This window comes from Massilimicrobiota sp. mt181, from assembly GCF_055420065.1.
Genome location: NZ_JBVAYN010000002.1, coordinates 203,465 through 218,432, shown reverse-complemented (window position 1 = coordinate 218,432; position 14,968 = coordinate 203,465). Strand labels below are relative to the sequence as shown.

At 31.8% G+C, this 14,968-nt stretch carries 17 protein-coding genes; 15 read left to right on the top strand and 2 right to left on the bottom strand.

Features of this window, described 5'->3' with window-relative positions; translation table 11 throughout:
• The first annotated feature begins 9 nt into the window (after positions 1 to 9).
• The 3 genes from ACZYT4_RS02320 to ACZYT4_RS02310 all read left to right on the top strand — a co-directional run bounded on the left by ACZYT4_RS02320 (position 10) and on the right by ACZYT4_RS02310 (position 2,239).
• On the top strand, positions 10 to 708 hold the full coding sequence (locus tag ACZYT4_RS02320) for an ABC transporter ATP-binding protein (protein WP_463782041.1): 699 nt from the start codon (positions 10 to 12) through the stop codon (positions 706 to 708).
• Entirely contained in the window at positions 702 to 1,463 is a 762-nt protein-coding gene (locus ACZYT4_RS02315) for a hypothetical protein (RefSeq protein WP_463782038.1), read from the top strand. Before ACZYT4_RS02320 ends, ACZYT4_RS02315 begins: the two co-directional genes overlap by 7 nt.
• A 119-nt stretch (positions 1,464 to 1,582) precedes the next feature.
• Entirely contained in the window at positions 1,583 to 2,239 is a 657-nt protein-coding gene (locus ACZYT4_RS02310) for an HAD family hydrolase (protein ID WP_463782037.1), read from the top strand.
• A 46-nt stretch (positions 2,240 to 2,285) separates the two neighbouring features.
• On the opposite strand, the gene asnA is transcribed toward ACZYT4_RS02310, so the two are convergent.
• Positions 2,286 to 3,302 carry an aspartate--ammonia ligase gene (gene asnA / locus ACZYT4_RS02305; RefSeq protein ID WP_463782036.1) on the bottom strand — a complete coding sequence of 339 codons (1,017 nt, stop codon included), beginning with the start codon at positions 3,300 to 3,302 and terminating at the stop codon, positions 2,286 to 2,288.
• 210 nt (positions 3,303 to 3,512) lie between these two features.
• Here asnA and thrC point away from each other — a divergent pair, with 210 nt between their 5' ends.
• The 8 genes from thrC to ACZYT4_RS02265 all read left to right on the top strand — a co-directional run bounded on the left by thrC (position 3,513) and on the right by ACZYT4_RS02265 (position 10,489).
• Complete coding sequence (gene thrC, locus ACZYT4_RS02300) at positions 3,513 to 5,003, top strand: threonine synthase (RefSeq protein ID WP_463782035.1); 1,491 nt, start codon at positions 3,513 to 3,515, stop codon at positions 5,001 to 5,003.
• A complete protein-coding gene (gene thrB, locus ACZYT4_RS02295) occupies positions 5,000 to 5,893 on the top strand; it encodes a homoserine kinase (RefSeq protein WP_463782034.1) in 894 nt (297 codons plus the stop codon). Before thrC ends, thrB begins: the two co-directional genes overlap by 4 nt.
• Before the next feature lie 81 nt (positions 5,894 to 5,974).
• Positions 5,975 to 6,733, top strand: coding sequence for a histidinol-phosphatase (locus ACZYT4_RS02290; protein ID WP_463782033.1), 759 nt, complete (start codon positions 5,975 to 5,977; stop codon positions 6,731 to 6,733).
• Between the two features lie 84 nt (positions 6,734 to 6,817).
• Complete coding sequence (locus ACZYT4_RS02285) at positions 6,818 to 7,066, top strand: hypothetical protein (RefSeq protein WP_463782032.1); 249 nt, start codon at positions 6,818 to 6,820, stop codon at positions 7,064 to 7,066.
• 3 nt (positions 7,067 to 7,069) lie between these two features.
• Positions 7,070 to 8,311 carry a hypothetical protein gene (locus ACZYT4_RS02280; protein WP_463782031.1) on the top strand — a complete coding sequence of 414 codons (1,242 nt, stop codon included), beginning with the start codon at positions 7,070 to 7,072 and terminating at the stop codon, positions 8,309 to 8,311.
• Positions 8,308 to 9,207, top strand: a complete 900-nt coding sequence (locus ACZYT4_RS02275; protein ID WP_463782030.1) for an alpha/beta hydrolase — start codon at positions 8,308 to 8,310, stop codon at positions 9,205 to 9,207. The genes ACZYT4_RS02280 and ACZYT4_RS02275 overlap by 4 nt, the downstream gene beginning before the upstream one ends.
• 140 nt (positions 9,208 to 9,347) lie before the next feature.
• Positions 9,348 to 9,809 (top strand): LytTR family DNA-binding domain-containing protein, encoded by a 462-nt coding sequence (locus tag ACZYT4_RS02270; protein ID WP_463782029.1) that lies wholly within the window; start codon positions 9,348 to 9,350, stop codon positions 9,807 to 9,809.
• Entirely contained in the window at positions 9,806 to 10,489 is a 684-nt protein-coding gene (locus ACZYT4_RS02265; RefSeq protein ID WP_463782028.1) for a LiaF transmembrane domain-containing protein, read from the top strand. Before ACZYT4_RS02270 ends, ACZYT4_RS02265 begins: the two co-directional genes overlap by 4 nt.
• A 17-nt stretch (positions 10,490 to 10,506) precedes the next feature.
• On the opposite strand, the gene ACZYT4_RS02260 is transcribed toward ACZYT4_RS02265, so the two are convergent.
• A complete protein-coding gene (locus ACZYT4_RS02260; RefSeq protein WP_463782027.1) occupies positions 10,507 to 11,322 on the bottom strand; it encodes an HAD family hydrolase in 816 nt (271 codons plus the stop codon).
• A 113-nt stretch (positions 11,323 to 11,435) separates the two neighbouring features.
• Between ACZYT4_RS02260 and ACZYT4_RS02255 the strand changes: the two genes are divergently transcribed.
• The 4 genes from ACZYT4_RS02255 (at position 11,436) to ACZYT4_RS02240 (ending at position 14,948) form a co-directional block, all read left to right on the top strand.
• Positions 11,436 to 11,918: a QueT transporter family protein gene (locus tag ACZYT4_RS02255; RefSeq protein ID WP_463782026.1), complete on the top strand. Its 483-nt coding sequence runs from the start codon at positions 11,436 to 11,438 to the stop codon at positions 11,916 to 11,918.
• A 53-nt stretch (positions 11,919 to 11,971) separates the two neighbouring features.
• A complete protein-coding gene (locus ACZYT4_RS02250; RefSeq protein ID WP_463782025.1) occupies positions 11,972 to 13,114 on the top strand; it encodes an AI-2E family transporter in 1,143 nt (380 codons plus the stop codon).
• A 24-nt stretch (positions 13,115 to 13,138) separates the two neighbouring features.
• The gene (locus ACZYT4_RS02245) at positions 13,139 to 13,417 is read left to right on the top strand and encodes a DUF1905 domain-containing protein (RefSeq protein WP_463782024.1); all 279 of its coding nucleotides are present in this window, start codon (positions 13,139 to 13,141) and stop codon (positions 13,415 to 13,417) included.
• Between the two features lie 85 nt (positions 13,418 to 13,502).
• Positions 13,503 to 14,948 carry a 6-phospho-beta-glucosidase gene (locus ACZYT4_RS02240; protein ID WP_463782023.1) on the top strand — a complete coding sequence of 482 codons (1,446 nt, stop codon included), beginning with the start codon at positions 13,503 to 13,505 and terminating at the stop codon, positions 14,946 to 14,948.
• Positions 14,949 to 14,968 lie beyond the last annotated feature (20 nt).

The window sequence follows — 14,968 nt, the reverse complement described above, 5'->3', positions numbered from 1 at the left end:
AAAAAGAATATGAGTGAACTTATTCAAATTGATAATTTAAATAAAAAATATGGAAAGAAATTGGTTTTAAAAGATGTTCATCTTACTTTGACAAGTGGAAAAATCATTGGATTATTAGGACCAAATGGGAGTGGGAAAACAACGCTCATCAAGATACTCAATGGGTTACTCAAAGATTATGAAGGACATATTCATATTGATCAGCAGCCTATCGGTGTTCATTCTAAAAGTGTGATTTCTTATTTGCCAGATGAACCCTATTTTGAAAACTGGATGACAACGAGTGATGCTTTGAATTTATTTGTTGATATGTATGAAGACTTTGATTTAAATAAAGCTCTATCTTTGATGGAAAGAATGGATATTGAAAAGAGCATCAAAATCAAAGAGTTATCAAAAGGTATGAAAGAAAAATTTCAGTTAATTCTTGTCATGTCTCGAAAAGCGAAAATTTACATTTTAGATGAACCATTAGGTGGTATTGATCCAGCTGCCAGAGAATTGATTTTAGATATCATCTTAAATAATTATGCAGAAGATGCGCTTGTCTTATTATCGACACATCTGATTGCAGATATTGAGAAAATATTTGATGAAGTCATTTTCCTGAAGAACGGTGAAGTGATTTTACATGAAAATAGTGAAGATTTAAGAATGCGTAGACAAGCTTCTATTAATGATGTGTTTAAGGAGGAGTTCAAATGTTAAAATTAATGAAATATGAATTTATTCATTCCATGCGTTCCTTTTTTATTTCATTTTGTGTATTTTGGGGAGCATGCATTTTATTACCTTTCTTTTCTGAAGGATTGATTCCTGATATTCCGGTTCTTACTTTTTTTGTAGCATTTGGTTTTACAGTCTTAGTTATGGGAATAACTATTGCATTATTTGTCAGTATTTTTTCTAATTATTATCAATCTATGTTTAAAAGACCAGGATATCTCACATTAACATTACCTGTTTCATCAACTAAGCTTATTATTTCAAAATTGATTGTTTCATTTTTATGGTTGGTGATTGGTGGTATCGTCTTACTTTTTGGCGTATTACTGACGGGAATTGTGAGTGCATTTTTACAGAACAATTTATCTGTTATCGAATTACTTCAAGGTATTCCTTATGTTTTTAAAAGCTTTTTGAAAGCTATTTCTTATGATATACCAGGATTTTTGTATAATTTGATTTTATTGATAGTCCAAGTCTATTTTTTAATTATATCTATCTACTTTTCATTAACGATTGCTCATACAAAACTTTGTCGCCATCATCGTTTACTTGTAGGTATCTGTATCTGGATTGTACTAGAGGTGCTTGTTTCATGGTTACAAATGGGATTGGCTATAATCGGAATCACTTCAGATGGTTCAGGAATTATTTATAATTTCATCACTTTATTCATCGGATTGGCGCTCACAATGTTAACGATTTATATGATTGACCATCAGATTGAAATAGAATAGAAAATGCTCACTGAACATCAGTGAGTTTTTTGATAGTAGGAAATTTTTTCTATATGAGTAAGAAACTTTTCTTTTTATAAAATTTATAATAAGATATGAAAAATGAAGAGGGTGATAAGATGATAAAAGCAGTGATTTTTGATATGGATGGACTTTTAGTTGATACGGAAGTCATTTCATATCAATGTTATAAAAAATTGATTGAAAGCTATGGTTATACATTTACAATGGATGATTATGTGAAAGACTATCCAGGTCGACAGTTAAAAGTCTCTTTACAGTTTATTAAAGAGCGTTATCATTTGGATTATGATATTGAAGAAACATTTCAATATTTTCATCAACGAGAAGCCCAATTGATGCAAGAAGATGGTGTGGCATTAAAAGCGGGAGCTAAAGAACTATTACAATATCTTCATGGTCATCAATACAAAATAGCACTAGCAACGTCTAGTTTGGCTGCACGCGCCAATCAAATATTAAAAGACTGTCAGGTTTTGGATTATTTTGATACTATGGTCTATGGACCCGATGTTTCTAGAGGAAAGCCATTTCCAGATATTTTTCTTAAGGCTTGTGAGAAATTAGATGTTTTGCCATCAGAGGCGATTGTTTTAGAGGATAGTGAAGCAGGTATACAGGCCGCTTATGATGCGCATATTCCTGTTTATTGTATTCCAGATTTAAAACAGCCAGGAAAGGAATATGTCCAAAAGGCGCAAGGAGTTCTTTCATCTTTATTAGATGTTATCCCAGTTATAGAAAATATGCGATGAAATAAAAAAACTATAATCAACCTGATATGATTGATTATAGTTTCTTTTATAATAATTGAATGTGATTTTCCTGACAGAGTTTCATTGTTTCTTCATCCCATAATGAGGCCTGAACTTCACCAATATGGGCTTTTCTTAAAAAGAACATACATAAACGACTTTGACCAATTCCGCCACCAATACTTAATGGAAGAACATGATTGATAATATTTTGATGGAAAGGCAGAGATAAACGTTCTGTAGCACCTGCTTTTTTTAATTGTTCTTGAAGTGCCTGATCATCAACACGAATGCCCATACTTGAAATTTCTAAAGCATCATCTAATTGTGTATTATAAACGAGGATATCACCATTCAATTTCCAGTCATCATAATCAGGAGCACGTCCATCATGTTTATGACCTGATTTTAAAAGATCGCCAATCTGTAAAATACACACAGCTTTTTTTTCTCTCACTATGGCTCTTTCTCTTTCTTTAGGTGTTAAATCTGGATATAAATCTTCTAATTCCTGAGAAGTTATAAAATAAATTTCATCTGGTAAAATGGATTCACCTAACTGAGGATAATGTCTAATCATTAAGAATTCTACATCTAATAAAGCATTATATATTTTAGAAACAATGGCTTTTAAATAATCCAAGGTACGATCTTCTTTAGAAATGACCATTTCCCAATCCCATTGGTCAACATACATAGAATGAATATTATCTAATTCTTCATCTTTTCTAATCGCATTCATATCTGTATATAATCCTGTGTGTTGTTCAAAACCATAACGATGCAAAGCATCTCTTTTCCATTTCGCAAGTGAGTGAATAATTTCAATTTCATCGTCATGATTGAGTTCAAATGATGTAAAAGAAACAGGTTTTTCAATACCGTTTAAATCATCATTAAGTCCTGTGTTTTTTAATAAAAATAATGGAGCAGAAACACGTGTTAGACGTAACTGCTCTGCTAGACGTCTTTCAAAAGTATCTTTAATCATTTTGATAGCCACTTCTGTTTCAATTAGATTTAAGTGTGGACTATAATCTTTTGGTATGATAATATGGCTCATTTGTTGATTCCCCCTTCAATAATGTCACTATTATATTATATTGTTATGCAATAGTCAAAATGATATTTTTAAAAAAACATATAAAATGATTGATATTTTAGAAAAAATATAAAAAGGTGATGAAATATGCTTAAATATTCTAATCGTATTGACTTGTATTTTAAAATTGTATACAATAAAGCAAATATGGAAAGCGGGTGTAAAAGAAGCATGAGTGACAAGAAATATATCAGTACAAGAGGACAACAGAAACCACTAGATTTTTATGATGCTATTTTACAGGGAATTGGTAGCGATGGTGGTTTACTGGTACCTGATTTTGAATTAGAACAAAAAGATTTAAAGTCTTTACAGAATTTATCATATGTTGATATGGCGACAGAAATTATTTCATCTTTTGTGGATGAAAATGCAAAAGAAGAAATAAGAGAACTTTGTCAAAAAGCTTATGGAAATGGTTTATTTCCTCAGGAAGTTGTGCCAGTCAAAAAAGCTGGAGATGTTTATATTGCAGAACTTTTTCAAGGGCCAACAGCTGCCTTTAAAGATATGGCATTATCATTGTTGCCACATTTTATGACTTATTCTTTAAAGAAAAAAGGTGAAGAAAGAAAAGTCATGATTTTGGCTGCGACTTCTGGTGATACAGGGAAAGCAGCTTTGGAAGGATTTAAAGATGTTGAGGGAACTTATATTCAAGTCTTTTATCCAGTTGATGGGGTTTCTCCAATTCAAAAACAACAAATGATTACACAAACAGGATCAAATGTTGATGTTGTGGGTATTCAGGGGAATTTTGATGATGCTCAGACTGCTGTCAAAAAAGCTTTTCAATCTCCTGATTTGAAGGATTTGTGTGATGAACATCATGTCTTTTTATCTTCAGCTAATTCTATTAATATTGGTCGTTTGATTCCACAGGTTGTCTATTATTTCTATTCATATATGACACTTGTTCATGATCAGGAAATCAAGCTAGGAGAACCGGTTAATTTTACAATTCCTAGTGGAAACTTTGGTAACTGTTTAGCTGGAGTGATTGCTAGAAAGATGGGACTTCCAATCACAAAGTTCATTGTTGCTTCTAATAAAAATAATATTTTGACAGATTTCTTCCGTACAGGGAAATATGATGCACGTCGTGATTTCTATAAAACGAATGCACCGGCTATGGATATTCTTGTTTCCAGCAATCTTGAAAGATTGGTTTATATGGTCAGTCAGGACAGTCAAAAAGTTCAGACATATATGGATAATTTGAATAAACAAGGTGTTTATGAAATCTCTGATGATTTATTAGAAAAATTACAGACTCTCTTTAAAGCAGGATGGCTTGATGAAGATGAGGTTTTATCTGTTATTCATACATGTTTTGAAGAAACAGGATACTTATTGGATACACATACAGCGATTGGTTATGGTGTCTATAAAGAATATCAGAAAGCTTTTCGTGATGAAACAAAGACAATCATTTTAGCAACAGCTTCGCCATATAAATTTGCTGATTCAGTTTATGAAGCCTTAGAAAATCAGAAACTTCCTGAATATGAAGCAATAGAAGCTGTGCATCAAAAAACTGGTGTTCCTATTCCAACACCATTGGTACATCTAGACCAAAAAGAAGTCAAACATCATAAAGTGATTCATAAAGATGATATTATTCAAGAAATATCTCAAAAAATTAAGGAGTTATCATTATGAGAGTCAAGGTCAAAGTACCAGCTACTAGTGCCAATTTAGGACCGGGATTTGATGTCGCAGGATTGGCTGTCACATTATATAATACTTTTGTCTTTGAACTGTTGGATGAAGGATTAGAAATTACAGGTTGCCCTCAGCAGTTTTGTAATCATGACAATTTAACTTATCGTGCATTTGTGGAAGGAGCTCAGGCATGTGGACTTCAATTCCAAGGTTTGCGTATTGAGTGTAGTGGGGATGTTCCTTATACAAGAGGTTTAGGAAGTTCTTCCACATGTATTGTGGCAGGAATTGTTGGTGCCTATGCCTTTATGGATCGCAGTGAAGAGCGTCAGGAAATACTCGAATTAGCGACACAAATAGAAGGACATCCTGATAACGTTGCTCCTGCTATCTTTGGTGGATTGACGGTTTCAGTCATGAATGGACAACAGGTCACAACTCTAAACATTCCTGTGAAACATGATTATCGTTTTGTGGCATTTATTCCACCATTTACATTGTCTACTGAAAAATCACGTGCAGTCTTACCTCAGCAATTACCACGTCAGGATGCCATTGCCAATGTTTCTCATTTGGCATTGATGGTGGCATCATTGATTAATGGTTATGATGAAGGTTTAAAGCTTGGGTTTAAAGATCGTTTACATCAACCTTATCGTGGAACCTTAATCAAGGGATATGATGAAATCATGTCTGTCTTAGAACAGGATGATAATGTACTGGGTTGTTATTTATCTGGTGCTGGTCCAACAATTATGGCGGTTATTAGAGAAAGCGATAAAAAAGGTGTCGTGAGAATGAAAGAAGAACTTGGTGATTTATTAACAGATTGGCAAGTTGAGAAATTAGAGCTGGATATGCGTGGTTATACATGCGATTATGAATAAAGGTATCAGAGGATACCTTTTTGTATATGGAAAAAAGTTTTTTTCTCCGTTATAATAATCTGGAAAAAGGAGCTGAATGGAATGAAAAATTATCATACACATACAAGACGTTGCCATCATGCGATTGATAGTGAAGAAGATTATATTCAAGCAGCTATTCAATCAGGATATACAGAGCTGGGATTTAGTGATCATACACCATGGGTTTATGAGTCTTCTTTTCATCCTACAATGCGCATGGAAGCACGTGAGATTGAGGATTATGTGACAACTTTATTATCTTTAAAAGAGAAATATAAAAATCAGATAACCATTAAAATAGGTTTGGAATGTGAATATTTTGAAAGATATATGACTGGACTAGAAAATATGTTAAAACAATATCCTATTGATTATATTATTTTAGGGAACCATTATGATGAAACAGATGAAAATGGTCTTTATTTTGGTTATCCATTAACTGCACAACAATTGAAGAAATATGTAGATAGCTGCATCAAAGCTATTCACACTGGATTATATAGCTATATTGCTCACCCGGATTTAGCACGATATGATACAACAGATCCTCTTTACAAACAGGAAATGAAGAGATTGTGTGAGGAAGCGAAACATTTGAATATACCTTTAGAATTTAATTTATTGGGATACAAAACCCATCGTCATTATCCAAATGAAACATTTTTTAAGCTTGCCAGTGAAGTGGGAAATCGTATTATTATTGGAACAGATGCCCATGAAAGTGCAGCATTATTGGATATGCATACATATCAGCAGGCTAAATCTTATATTGAATCTTTAGGATTAACATTAACGGAAGATATTTCGTTTTTAAGATAATGATTGCGTTAGTGAAATTTTATAGTTAAATTTACAAAAAATACATATAATCATGTTATAATAGAAAACAAGAGGAGAGAAGATATGGAACACGTTACAGATATAGATAAAAAAGATTATATAGATGAGTGTAAAGAAATTGTCAGAACAACAATTGCTTTAGAAAAAATAGAGTTATCAGATCATGAACTCACATTATTAACGGAAGAGATTATGGATACATCCTTATCAATAGGTGGCGACTTTTCAAAAGACAATATCCGTTATATAGCTGTACAATATGTACGCAATCAATTTTTACCACGTTTTTTAAAAGCTCACAAAGGAGGGTAAAATATGGCATTTGAAAAAGCAGTTATGGAAAAGTTCATGGCTGAACATCAATCACAGTATGTAGGAAAATATCGTTATCATAGTGGTTATCGAACAGAAGAAAATACTTTTAAGGTTCATTATTATATGCTGGATCTTAATTTCAGACAGATTGATATCTTTGTTGAAATTCATTGTCAGGATGAAATCACATATACTTTTTCTGAAGATCTGCATGAGCAGGAGAAAGTTTATATAGTCAAAGATGCACTTTCTAGAGTTTTATCAAAATTAGGATATAAAAGAGTTTTGCATTATTCTCTTTATGAAAATTTTATTAAAACAGTATCTAATGAATTAAATATTTTAGCACCTATAGATTTCTGTGATATTTTAAGCTATATGAAATACCATCATGGTATTAATCAACAGACCATGGATGATTTTTATAAACTGTTTTTACCTTGTCTGAAAACTTATCTTAAGAAAAAGAACTATAAAAGTTTTATGGATTCAGTCAATCTTTTATTTGAATGTGTATTATATCAATATGAATGGGATGGAACCAATTCTAAGTATCTAGATACAGAGTATCAATATCATCTTTATTATATTAGAGAAATCATTCGTATTGTTTATCGCCATTTAGATAAGTTTTATAAGAATGTTCCTGATGAATTATTTAAGGCTATCAGAACACTCTGTTTAAATACACGTTTTACTTTTGCAATTATGACTGATTTTGGTTCAATGGTTTTATCACAATATTATGTTACAAAAGCAATTATCAATAAGTTTAAAGATGAATTTCTTTTAATTGATAAAGACTTTGTTTTAATCAATACAAAAGAAGAAGAAAAAAATAAAGGAAATCTTATTTTTTCATATATTTATTATATTTTTTATAGTGACTACGAACATTATTATGAAGTCTTGATTAATGTTTTGCGTAATATCATTCATTATATGTTGACTTTTGCGAATCATGATTTAGATTTGGCTTTAGGAAATTCTATTATTCATATGGAAGGTTATCAGATATTATTAGATTTATTCCATAGAGACTATAATACATTCGTATTTACTTGTTTCCCAATAGAGTCTTTTCCAGAAGAAATGAAACCAAAGGTGAGAGATGAACTTGTAACAGCAATACAATATTTTGCAGCACGAATGGAAAATGAAAGTTATCGCTTAAGTTCATTTGAACAAGTTGCGAATATCAGTAGATTATTAATGGATAATTTTAGGGAGTGGTATAAATGAAAAAGAAATTAGCGATTACAGGAGCAGTAGCTTCTACTTTAACGGCTTCAACTTTAACTGCTAGTATAGCTTTAGCCAATCAGTTTGCGAAAAAGATGTTATATCGTGAGCATTTAAGCAAAGAAGATCAGGGAGACTGGTATGAACAGCTTCATGCGAAAAAAGTGAAGATTCAAAATCATAAAAATTTATATTTACAGGCTTATTTAATTGAAAAACCATCTGCCAAACGAACTGTGGTATGTTTACATGCGATGATGGCTTCAGCACAATCTTTAATAGAAACGGTTCGTTATTTAGAAAGTATTTTTGAAAATGATAATATTTTAATGGCTGACGCTCATGCGCATGGGTTGAGTGATGGTTATATCCGTGGTTTCGGTTACCGAGATATTTTTGATTTGATGTATTTTAACACATATCTTTTACAAAAATATGGTGATGATCATCGTATTGTGATGTATGGACAAGGAATGGGAGCTAATACGATTTTAAATGCTTCAGGAATGGGAAAATTAAAAAATGTGGATTGTATTATCAGTGAAGGAGCTTATGATGATGTCTATCATTACTTAACTTTCAAATGTCAAAAAGAAATGAAAGTACCAAAGTATTTGGCTGGAAGAGTGATTAGAAAAGTCATTAAAGATGAGTTGAAAATGGATATTAAAAAGATGAATACAGTAGAATTGGTCAAGAAGAATCAAATTCCTACAGTTTATGTTCATTCTAAAAATGATAAAGACGTTCCTTTCCAGATGGTATTTCCATTATATAATCATGATGCTTCTCACAAATTATTATTTCCAATCAAAGAAGAACATCTTTATGAATTAAAAGATAAACAAGATTCTTATTCATTGTCTCTAATTGAATTTATCAATGAGAATATATAAATGGAAGGTATATATCAAGATGATATATATCTTTTATTTTGCTTTTTTAACCACTTACTTCATGAAATGAACCACTTAGGTTAAGAGCCTTTACAATCCAATGAATTCTGATTATATTAAGAATGTAAGAGGAGACAGAAATGAAAATTAAAGTGGAGATTGATGAAAGTTTAAATGAAGAAGAAATTATAATGAAGGTGCCGGCTTTGAATCAAAGAGTTAAGCTCATTCAAGATTTTTTAAGTGATTTATCTAAACAACAGACACAAATGATTTTCTATAAAGGACAAGTTGAATATTATTTGAATTTATCACAAATTCTGTTTTTTGAAACAGATGGAAAAGATGTACAAGCTCATACATCAGCAGATATGTATAAAATCAAATATAAACTTTATGAACTTGAAGAAATCTTACCTGGTTATTTTATGAGAGTATCAAAATCAACAATCCTGAATATGAAAAAAATTTATGCTATGCATAAATCCATATCTGGGCCATGTCTTGTTGAGTTTGAAAACACACATAAACAGGTTTATGTCTCTAGGCGCTATTATAAACTGCTTCGTATAAGATTAGAGGAAAAGAGGTTAATTGGATGAAGAAAAGTAGAATGTTTTGGGGAACACTTTTTATTGTATGTGCATTTTTATTGATTGTGACACAACTAGGAATATGGGAGATTAACATAAACATTTGGACATTATTGTTAACGATCTTTTTTGGTGTTACAGCCATTTGGAGTCTGTTTCATAAAAGACCTACTGGTTTGTTGTTTTCATTAGCTTTTTTAGCCATTCTTTATGACAAGCCATTGGGTATTGAAGCTATTACACCATGGACAGTGTTGTTGGCAGCATTGCTGGCAAGCATTGGTTGTCATATTTTGTTTCAACCTAAAACAAAAAAGAAATATCACGAAACTTTTCGAGATAAGGAAACAATAAAGGGTGAAAAAATATATATTGATGGTCAATTTGGAACTTATATGAGATATATTGATTCGCAAAATATTCAGTCTGTTTATATTAAAAATATGGCAGGAGTCATGAAAGTTTATTTTGATCATGCTGATGTTCAGGGACAGAGTTTTGATGTACAGATTGATGCAACATGTGCAATGCTTGAAATATATATACCAGCAACATGGAAGGTTATTGATCAGACAGATGTCATGTTATCACATCTAGAGATGGATGTTTCACCACAATCCTTGATAACGCATCAGATGATTCTTAAAGGCAAAGTGAATTTATCAGAAATAAAAATTATCAGTGTCTAGCTATAACATTGTCAGTGTTATAGCTTTTTGTAATGTTGTTTTAAAAATTGAGCGACCCCATCTTGATTATTGGAAGGAATGATTTTTGTAGCGTATGATTTTAGTTTTTCATGAGCATTTTCTACAGCGTAAGCTTCATCAGCAAGTTGAAACATATCAATATCATTTTTCCCATCACCAAACACAATCAGTTGTTGACAATGATAAAGTTCCTTTAATTGTGCTATAGCATGAGCTTTGTCAACATTTTGTGGCATGATTTCCAGCCATTGTTGTTTGGTGTATATGTCTTTTTGAAAAAGACAACGATATTGTTTTTGATAATGTAAATAAAAGGGTTGAAGTTTACTAGCTTCATCAATAAATGTGATATAAAAAATATCGCCATCATGCAAATGCTGTGGATCATGAATAGGGCGCATTCTTGGATCGTCATGTCTTGATGCAATATAGTCATTCATACCTGGTGTGCATTTTTCAGGAATGAAAGAGAACTTTTCTTCACCATGAATAAATGAATAAACAATGGGATATAGCTGATGAGACAAGAAATGATCTAAAACCTGATGAATATCAGATTCAAAAAAATGGGATAACAAAATCTTGCCATCACTGTTATCTCTAATAAATGCACCATTATAAACAATCAGAGGAATCGGTGCATTGAATCCTGCTGTGACTTTCTGTGCGGTTTGAAAGGAACGTGCTGTTGCATAGGAAAATAGCATTCCCTCTTTCACAAGTTCATTAATTGTTTGTATGGTATAGGTAGATAATTTCTGGTCAGAATTTAATAAAGTCCCATCTAAATCAGATACATATAATGTGCGCATAAAATAAACCTCCTTGTCTTTAGTTTAAAGGATATTATAAAAAAAGGGAAGTTTATCAATAAAATATGAAAAAATATGTTATAATGGCAAAAGCAAGAAGAGAGGAGAAAGATATGAAAACAATCAAAATACATAATGTTGCGATGAATGCGATGATTGCTTGTGTATATGCCATATTGACGATTATCTGCTCATCTTTTTCCTATGGTAGTATTCAGTTGAGATTATCAGAAATTCTGATTTTCTTAGCTTATTATAATCGAAAATTTATTCCTGGATTAGTGGTAGGCTGTCTCTTTGCAAATGTTTTTTCGCCAATGGGTATTTATGATATGCTTTTTGGAACTTTCGCAACACTATTGACATGTTTTGCACTCAATCGTGTTCATCATTTATGGATGGGAGCTTTGACAGGAGCGCTATTCAATGGTGTGATTGTCGGTTTGCAGCTTTATTATCTATTAGATTTACCTTTTTTTATAAATGCAGGATATGTGTTTTTAGGTGAAGGTATTGTTTTAATGATTGGTGTTATTCTATTTAAAATGATTGAAAAAAATGAGGTATTCATGAAGAAATATATTCTTCCTCAATAAGAAGTTCATATTGATGAGTTATAATAGAGAAAAGAAGATTTGAGGTGAAAACAATGAAAACATCCATAAAGATTCATGATTTTACTTTGAAAAGCATTTTGATTATGATGACTTATGCTGCACTATTAGTTTTAGGATTGATTTATTTTAAAACGATTGTGAATTATATTGGAAATTTGATTGGTATTGCACAACCGTTTATTATAGGTTTTGTTTTGGCATTTATCTTTAATATACCCATGAAACATATTTACAAAAGATTGCCAATAAAAAATGAAAAAAAGAGAAAAACAATTTCAGCTATTTTATCCATTTTATTAATTATTTTAGTAATTGTGGTTATTATTATGGTCATAGTCCCACAAGTTATAGAAAATGTCAGATCATTGATTGATAATTTACCAGAAATCTTTGCGCAGGCTGAAAAGTGGATGGATTATCTCTTGGCAGAAATTCATTTGTCTTCAGATGTTTTAGAAAGAATTAATGAGTTTCAAAATCGTTTTGCCCAAACTTTGCTTTCTACGCTGACAGCTTGGGCACCTGGGATTGCTTCAGGGGTATCACATTTCACCTCAAGTATCGTCAATATTTTTATGGGATTTGTGATGGCGGTTTATATGCTGTTTTCTAAAGATAAATTAATAAGACAAATCAAGAAACTGGCTCATGCTGTTTTTTCAGATCACCATTATCAGTATATCAGTGAAGTGGTTCATCTGACAGGATCAACTTTTGAAAACTTTTTAGCAGGACAATTAACAGAATCAGTCATTATAGGTGTTCTTTGTTATATTGGATGTATGATTTTGGATATTCCCTATGCTTCTATTGCAGCATTGGTGATTGGTTTTACTAACATCATACCTTATTTTGGACCTATTATTGGAGCGGCAATTTCTGCTGTTTTGATTGTTTTTGTGTCACCTGTTAAGGCTTTGATTTTTATAGTTTTCAGTACACTTCTTCAACAATTTGAATCAAATTTGATTTATCCACATGTTGTGGGAAGTTCAGTTGGTTTATCAGCATTATGGGTTTTATTTGCTGTGAGTGCTGGTGGAGGACTGTTTGGTATACCAGGCATGATTTTTGGTTTACCAACATTCTCAGTCATTTATGAATTGATTAGACGATGGACAAATCATCGTTTAAAAGAGAAACAATTATTAAAGCAAAAGGAGCAGTCTGTTTGATTGTTCCTTTTTTAGGGAGTTATGATGAAAATATTTGAATATGATGAAATGATTCATGAAGCGCCTTATAATGGAGGAGCGTATGTGATTTTTCCATATGATATCAGAGAGATTTTTCATAAAGGACGTGTCAAGGTTCATGTTGAATTCGACGGTATTCCTTATGATGGAAGTATTGTCAATATGGGTGTAAAGGATTCTCAAGGGAATATTTGTTATGTGATTGGGATAGTGAAATCTATAAGGAAAAGATTAAATAAGGGTGATGGCGATTGGGTTCATGTGATTGTAGAAGAAAGATAAAAAATAATGTTTTTTATGATATGAAAAATAATGACGTTAAGTTAATGAATGTAGTATAATAAAAACAGAAATGGAGGAAATAAAAATGGGATTTAGAAAAGACTTTTTATGGGGTGGAGCCATTGCAGCCCATCAGGCAGAAGGTGCCTGGCAAGAAGGAGGAAAAGGTGTCAGTATTGCTGATGTTATGACAGCCGGATCTAATGGTGTTGCACGAAGAATTACACATGGTGTTGTTGAAGGTGAAGATTATCCAAACCATGTTGGTATTGATTTCTATCATCATTATAAAGAAGATTTAGCTTTAATGGCAGAAATGGGATTTAAAGCTTTTAGAACTTCTATTGCTTGGACACGTATTTTTCCAAATGGTGATGATGAACAACCAAATGAAGAAGGATTAAAATTCTATGATGAGATGTTTGATGAAATGCACAGATTGGGAATTGAACCAATTGTCACTTTATCACATTTTGAAATGCCATATCATTTAGCTGAAAAGTATAATGGATTCATGGATAGAAGATGTATTGATTTCTTTGTGAAATATGCCAAAGTATGTTTTGAAAGATATAAAGGAAAAGTCAAATATTGGATGACTTTTAATGAAATCAATAATCAGGCTGAGTTAACAGCTATGGGAGCACATCACCTTGCGCAAGAAGGTGCCGTTCTTGTGAAAGAGGGCGATGATATTGAATACATGATGTATAAATCAGCACATCATGAATTGGTAGCAAGTGCTTTAGCTGTTAAAGCAGCACATGAAATTGATCCAGATGCAAAAGTTGGATGTATGATTGGTATGAATGGTGTCTATCCAGCAACTTGTAACCCTGAAGATGTTTTGAATGCACAACAAGCTATGCATCAAAAATATTGGTTTGTAGAAGTTCATGCAAGAGGACATTATCCAAAACATATATTAAAGAAATTTGAAAGAAAAGGATATGACAATTTTATCTTGCCTGAAGATGAAAAAGCATTAGCTGAAGGATGTGTAGATTATATTGGATTCTCATATTACATGAGTTATGCAACAAAATACACTGGAAGATTTGGTCGTTCATTTGATTTCTCAGAAGAAGATTTCGTAAGAAATACATACTTAAAAGCAAGTGACTGGGGATGGCAAATTGATCCAGTTGGTTTAAGATGGTGTTTAAACTGGTTTAATGATCGTTTTGAACTTCCAATGATGATTGTTGAAAATGGTTTTGGAGCATATGATAAATATATTGATGATAATGATCAATATGTTGTTGATGATCAATATCGTATTGATTACTTAGCTGCTCATATTGCTGCTATGAAAGAAGCTGTTGACTATGATGGTGTTGATTTATTAGGATATACAATGTGGGCACCAATTGATATCGTTTCTGCTTCTACTGGTGAATATGATAAACGTTATGGATTTATCTATGTTAATTATAACAATGCTCATGAAGGAGATTTCTCAAGAGCAAAGAAAAAATCTTTCTATTGGTATAAAAAAGTCATTGAAACAAATGGAGAAGATTTAGGATAATAAATAAAAGCAGGTCGATT

Coding starts and splice junctions, on each gene's coding strand:
- ACZYT4_RS02245 (WP_463782024.1), top strand. CDS start 13,139: ATGAAAATATTTGAATATGATGAAATGATTCATGAAGCGCCTTATAAT.
- ACZYT4_RS02280 (WP_463782031.1), top strand. CDS start 7,070: ATGGCATTTGAAAAAGCAGTTATGGAAAAGTTCATGGCTGAACATCAA.
- ACZYT4_RS02265 (WP_463782028.1), top strand. CDS start 9,806: ATGAAGAAAAGTAGAATGTTTTGGGGAACACTTTTTATTGTATGTGCA.
- ACZYT4_RS02285 (WP_463782032.1), top strand. CDS start 6,818: ATGGAACACGTTACAGATATAGATAAAAAAGATTATATAGATGAGTGT.
- ACZYT4_RS02320 (WP_463782041.1), top strand. CDS start 10: ATGAGTGAACTTATTCAAATTGATAATTTAAATAAAAAATATGGAAAG.
- ACZYT4_RS02250 (WP_463782025.1), top strand. CDS start 11,972: ATGAAAACATCCATAAAGATTCATGATTTTACTTTGAAAAGCATTTTG.
- asnA (WP_463782036.1), bottom strand. CDS start 3,302: ATGAGCCATATTATCATACCAAAAGATTATAGTCCACACTTAAATCTA.
- ACZYT4_RS02315 (WP_463782038.1), top strand. CDS start 702: ATGTTAAAATTAATGAAATATGAATTTATTCATTCCATGCGTTCCTTT.
- ACZYT4_RS02290 (WP_463782033.1), top strand. CDS start 5,975: ATGAAAAATTATCATACACATACAAGACGTTGCCATCATGCGATTGAT.
- thrC (WP_463782035.1), top strand. CDS start 3,513: ATGAGTGACAAGAAATATATCAGTACAAGAGGACAACAGAAACCACTA.
- ACZYT4_RS02275 (WP_463782030.1), top strand. CDS start 8,308: ATGAAAAAGAAATTAGCGATTACAGGAGCAGTAGCTTCTACTTTAACG.
- thrB (WP_463782034.1), top strand. CDS start 5,000: ATGAGAGTCAAGGTCAAAGTACCAGCTACTAGTGCCAATTTAGGACCG.
- ACZYT4_RS02260 (WP_463782027.1), bottom strand. CDS start 11,322: ATGCGCACATTATATGTATCTGATTTAGATGGGACTTTATTAAATTCT.
- ACZYT4_RS02310 (WP_463782037.1), top strand. CDS start 1,583: ATGATAAAAGCAGTGATTTTTGATATGGATGGACTTTTAGTTGATACG.
- ACZYT4_RS02240 (WP_463782023.1), top strand. CDS start 13,503: ATGGGATTTAGAAAAGACTTTTTATGGGGTGGAGCCATTGCAGCCCAT.
- ACZYT4_RS02270 (WP_463782029.1), top strand. CDS start 9,348: ATGAAAATTAAAGTGGAGATTGATGAAAGTTTAAATGAAGAAGAAATT.
- ACZYT4_RS02255 (WP_463782026.1), top strand. CDS start 11,436: ATGAAAACAATCAAAATACATAATGTTGCGATGAATGCGATGATTGCT.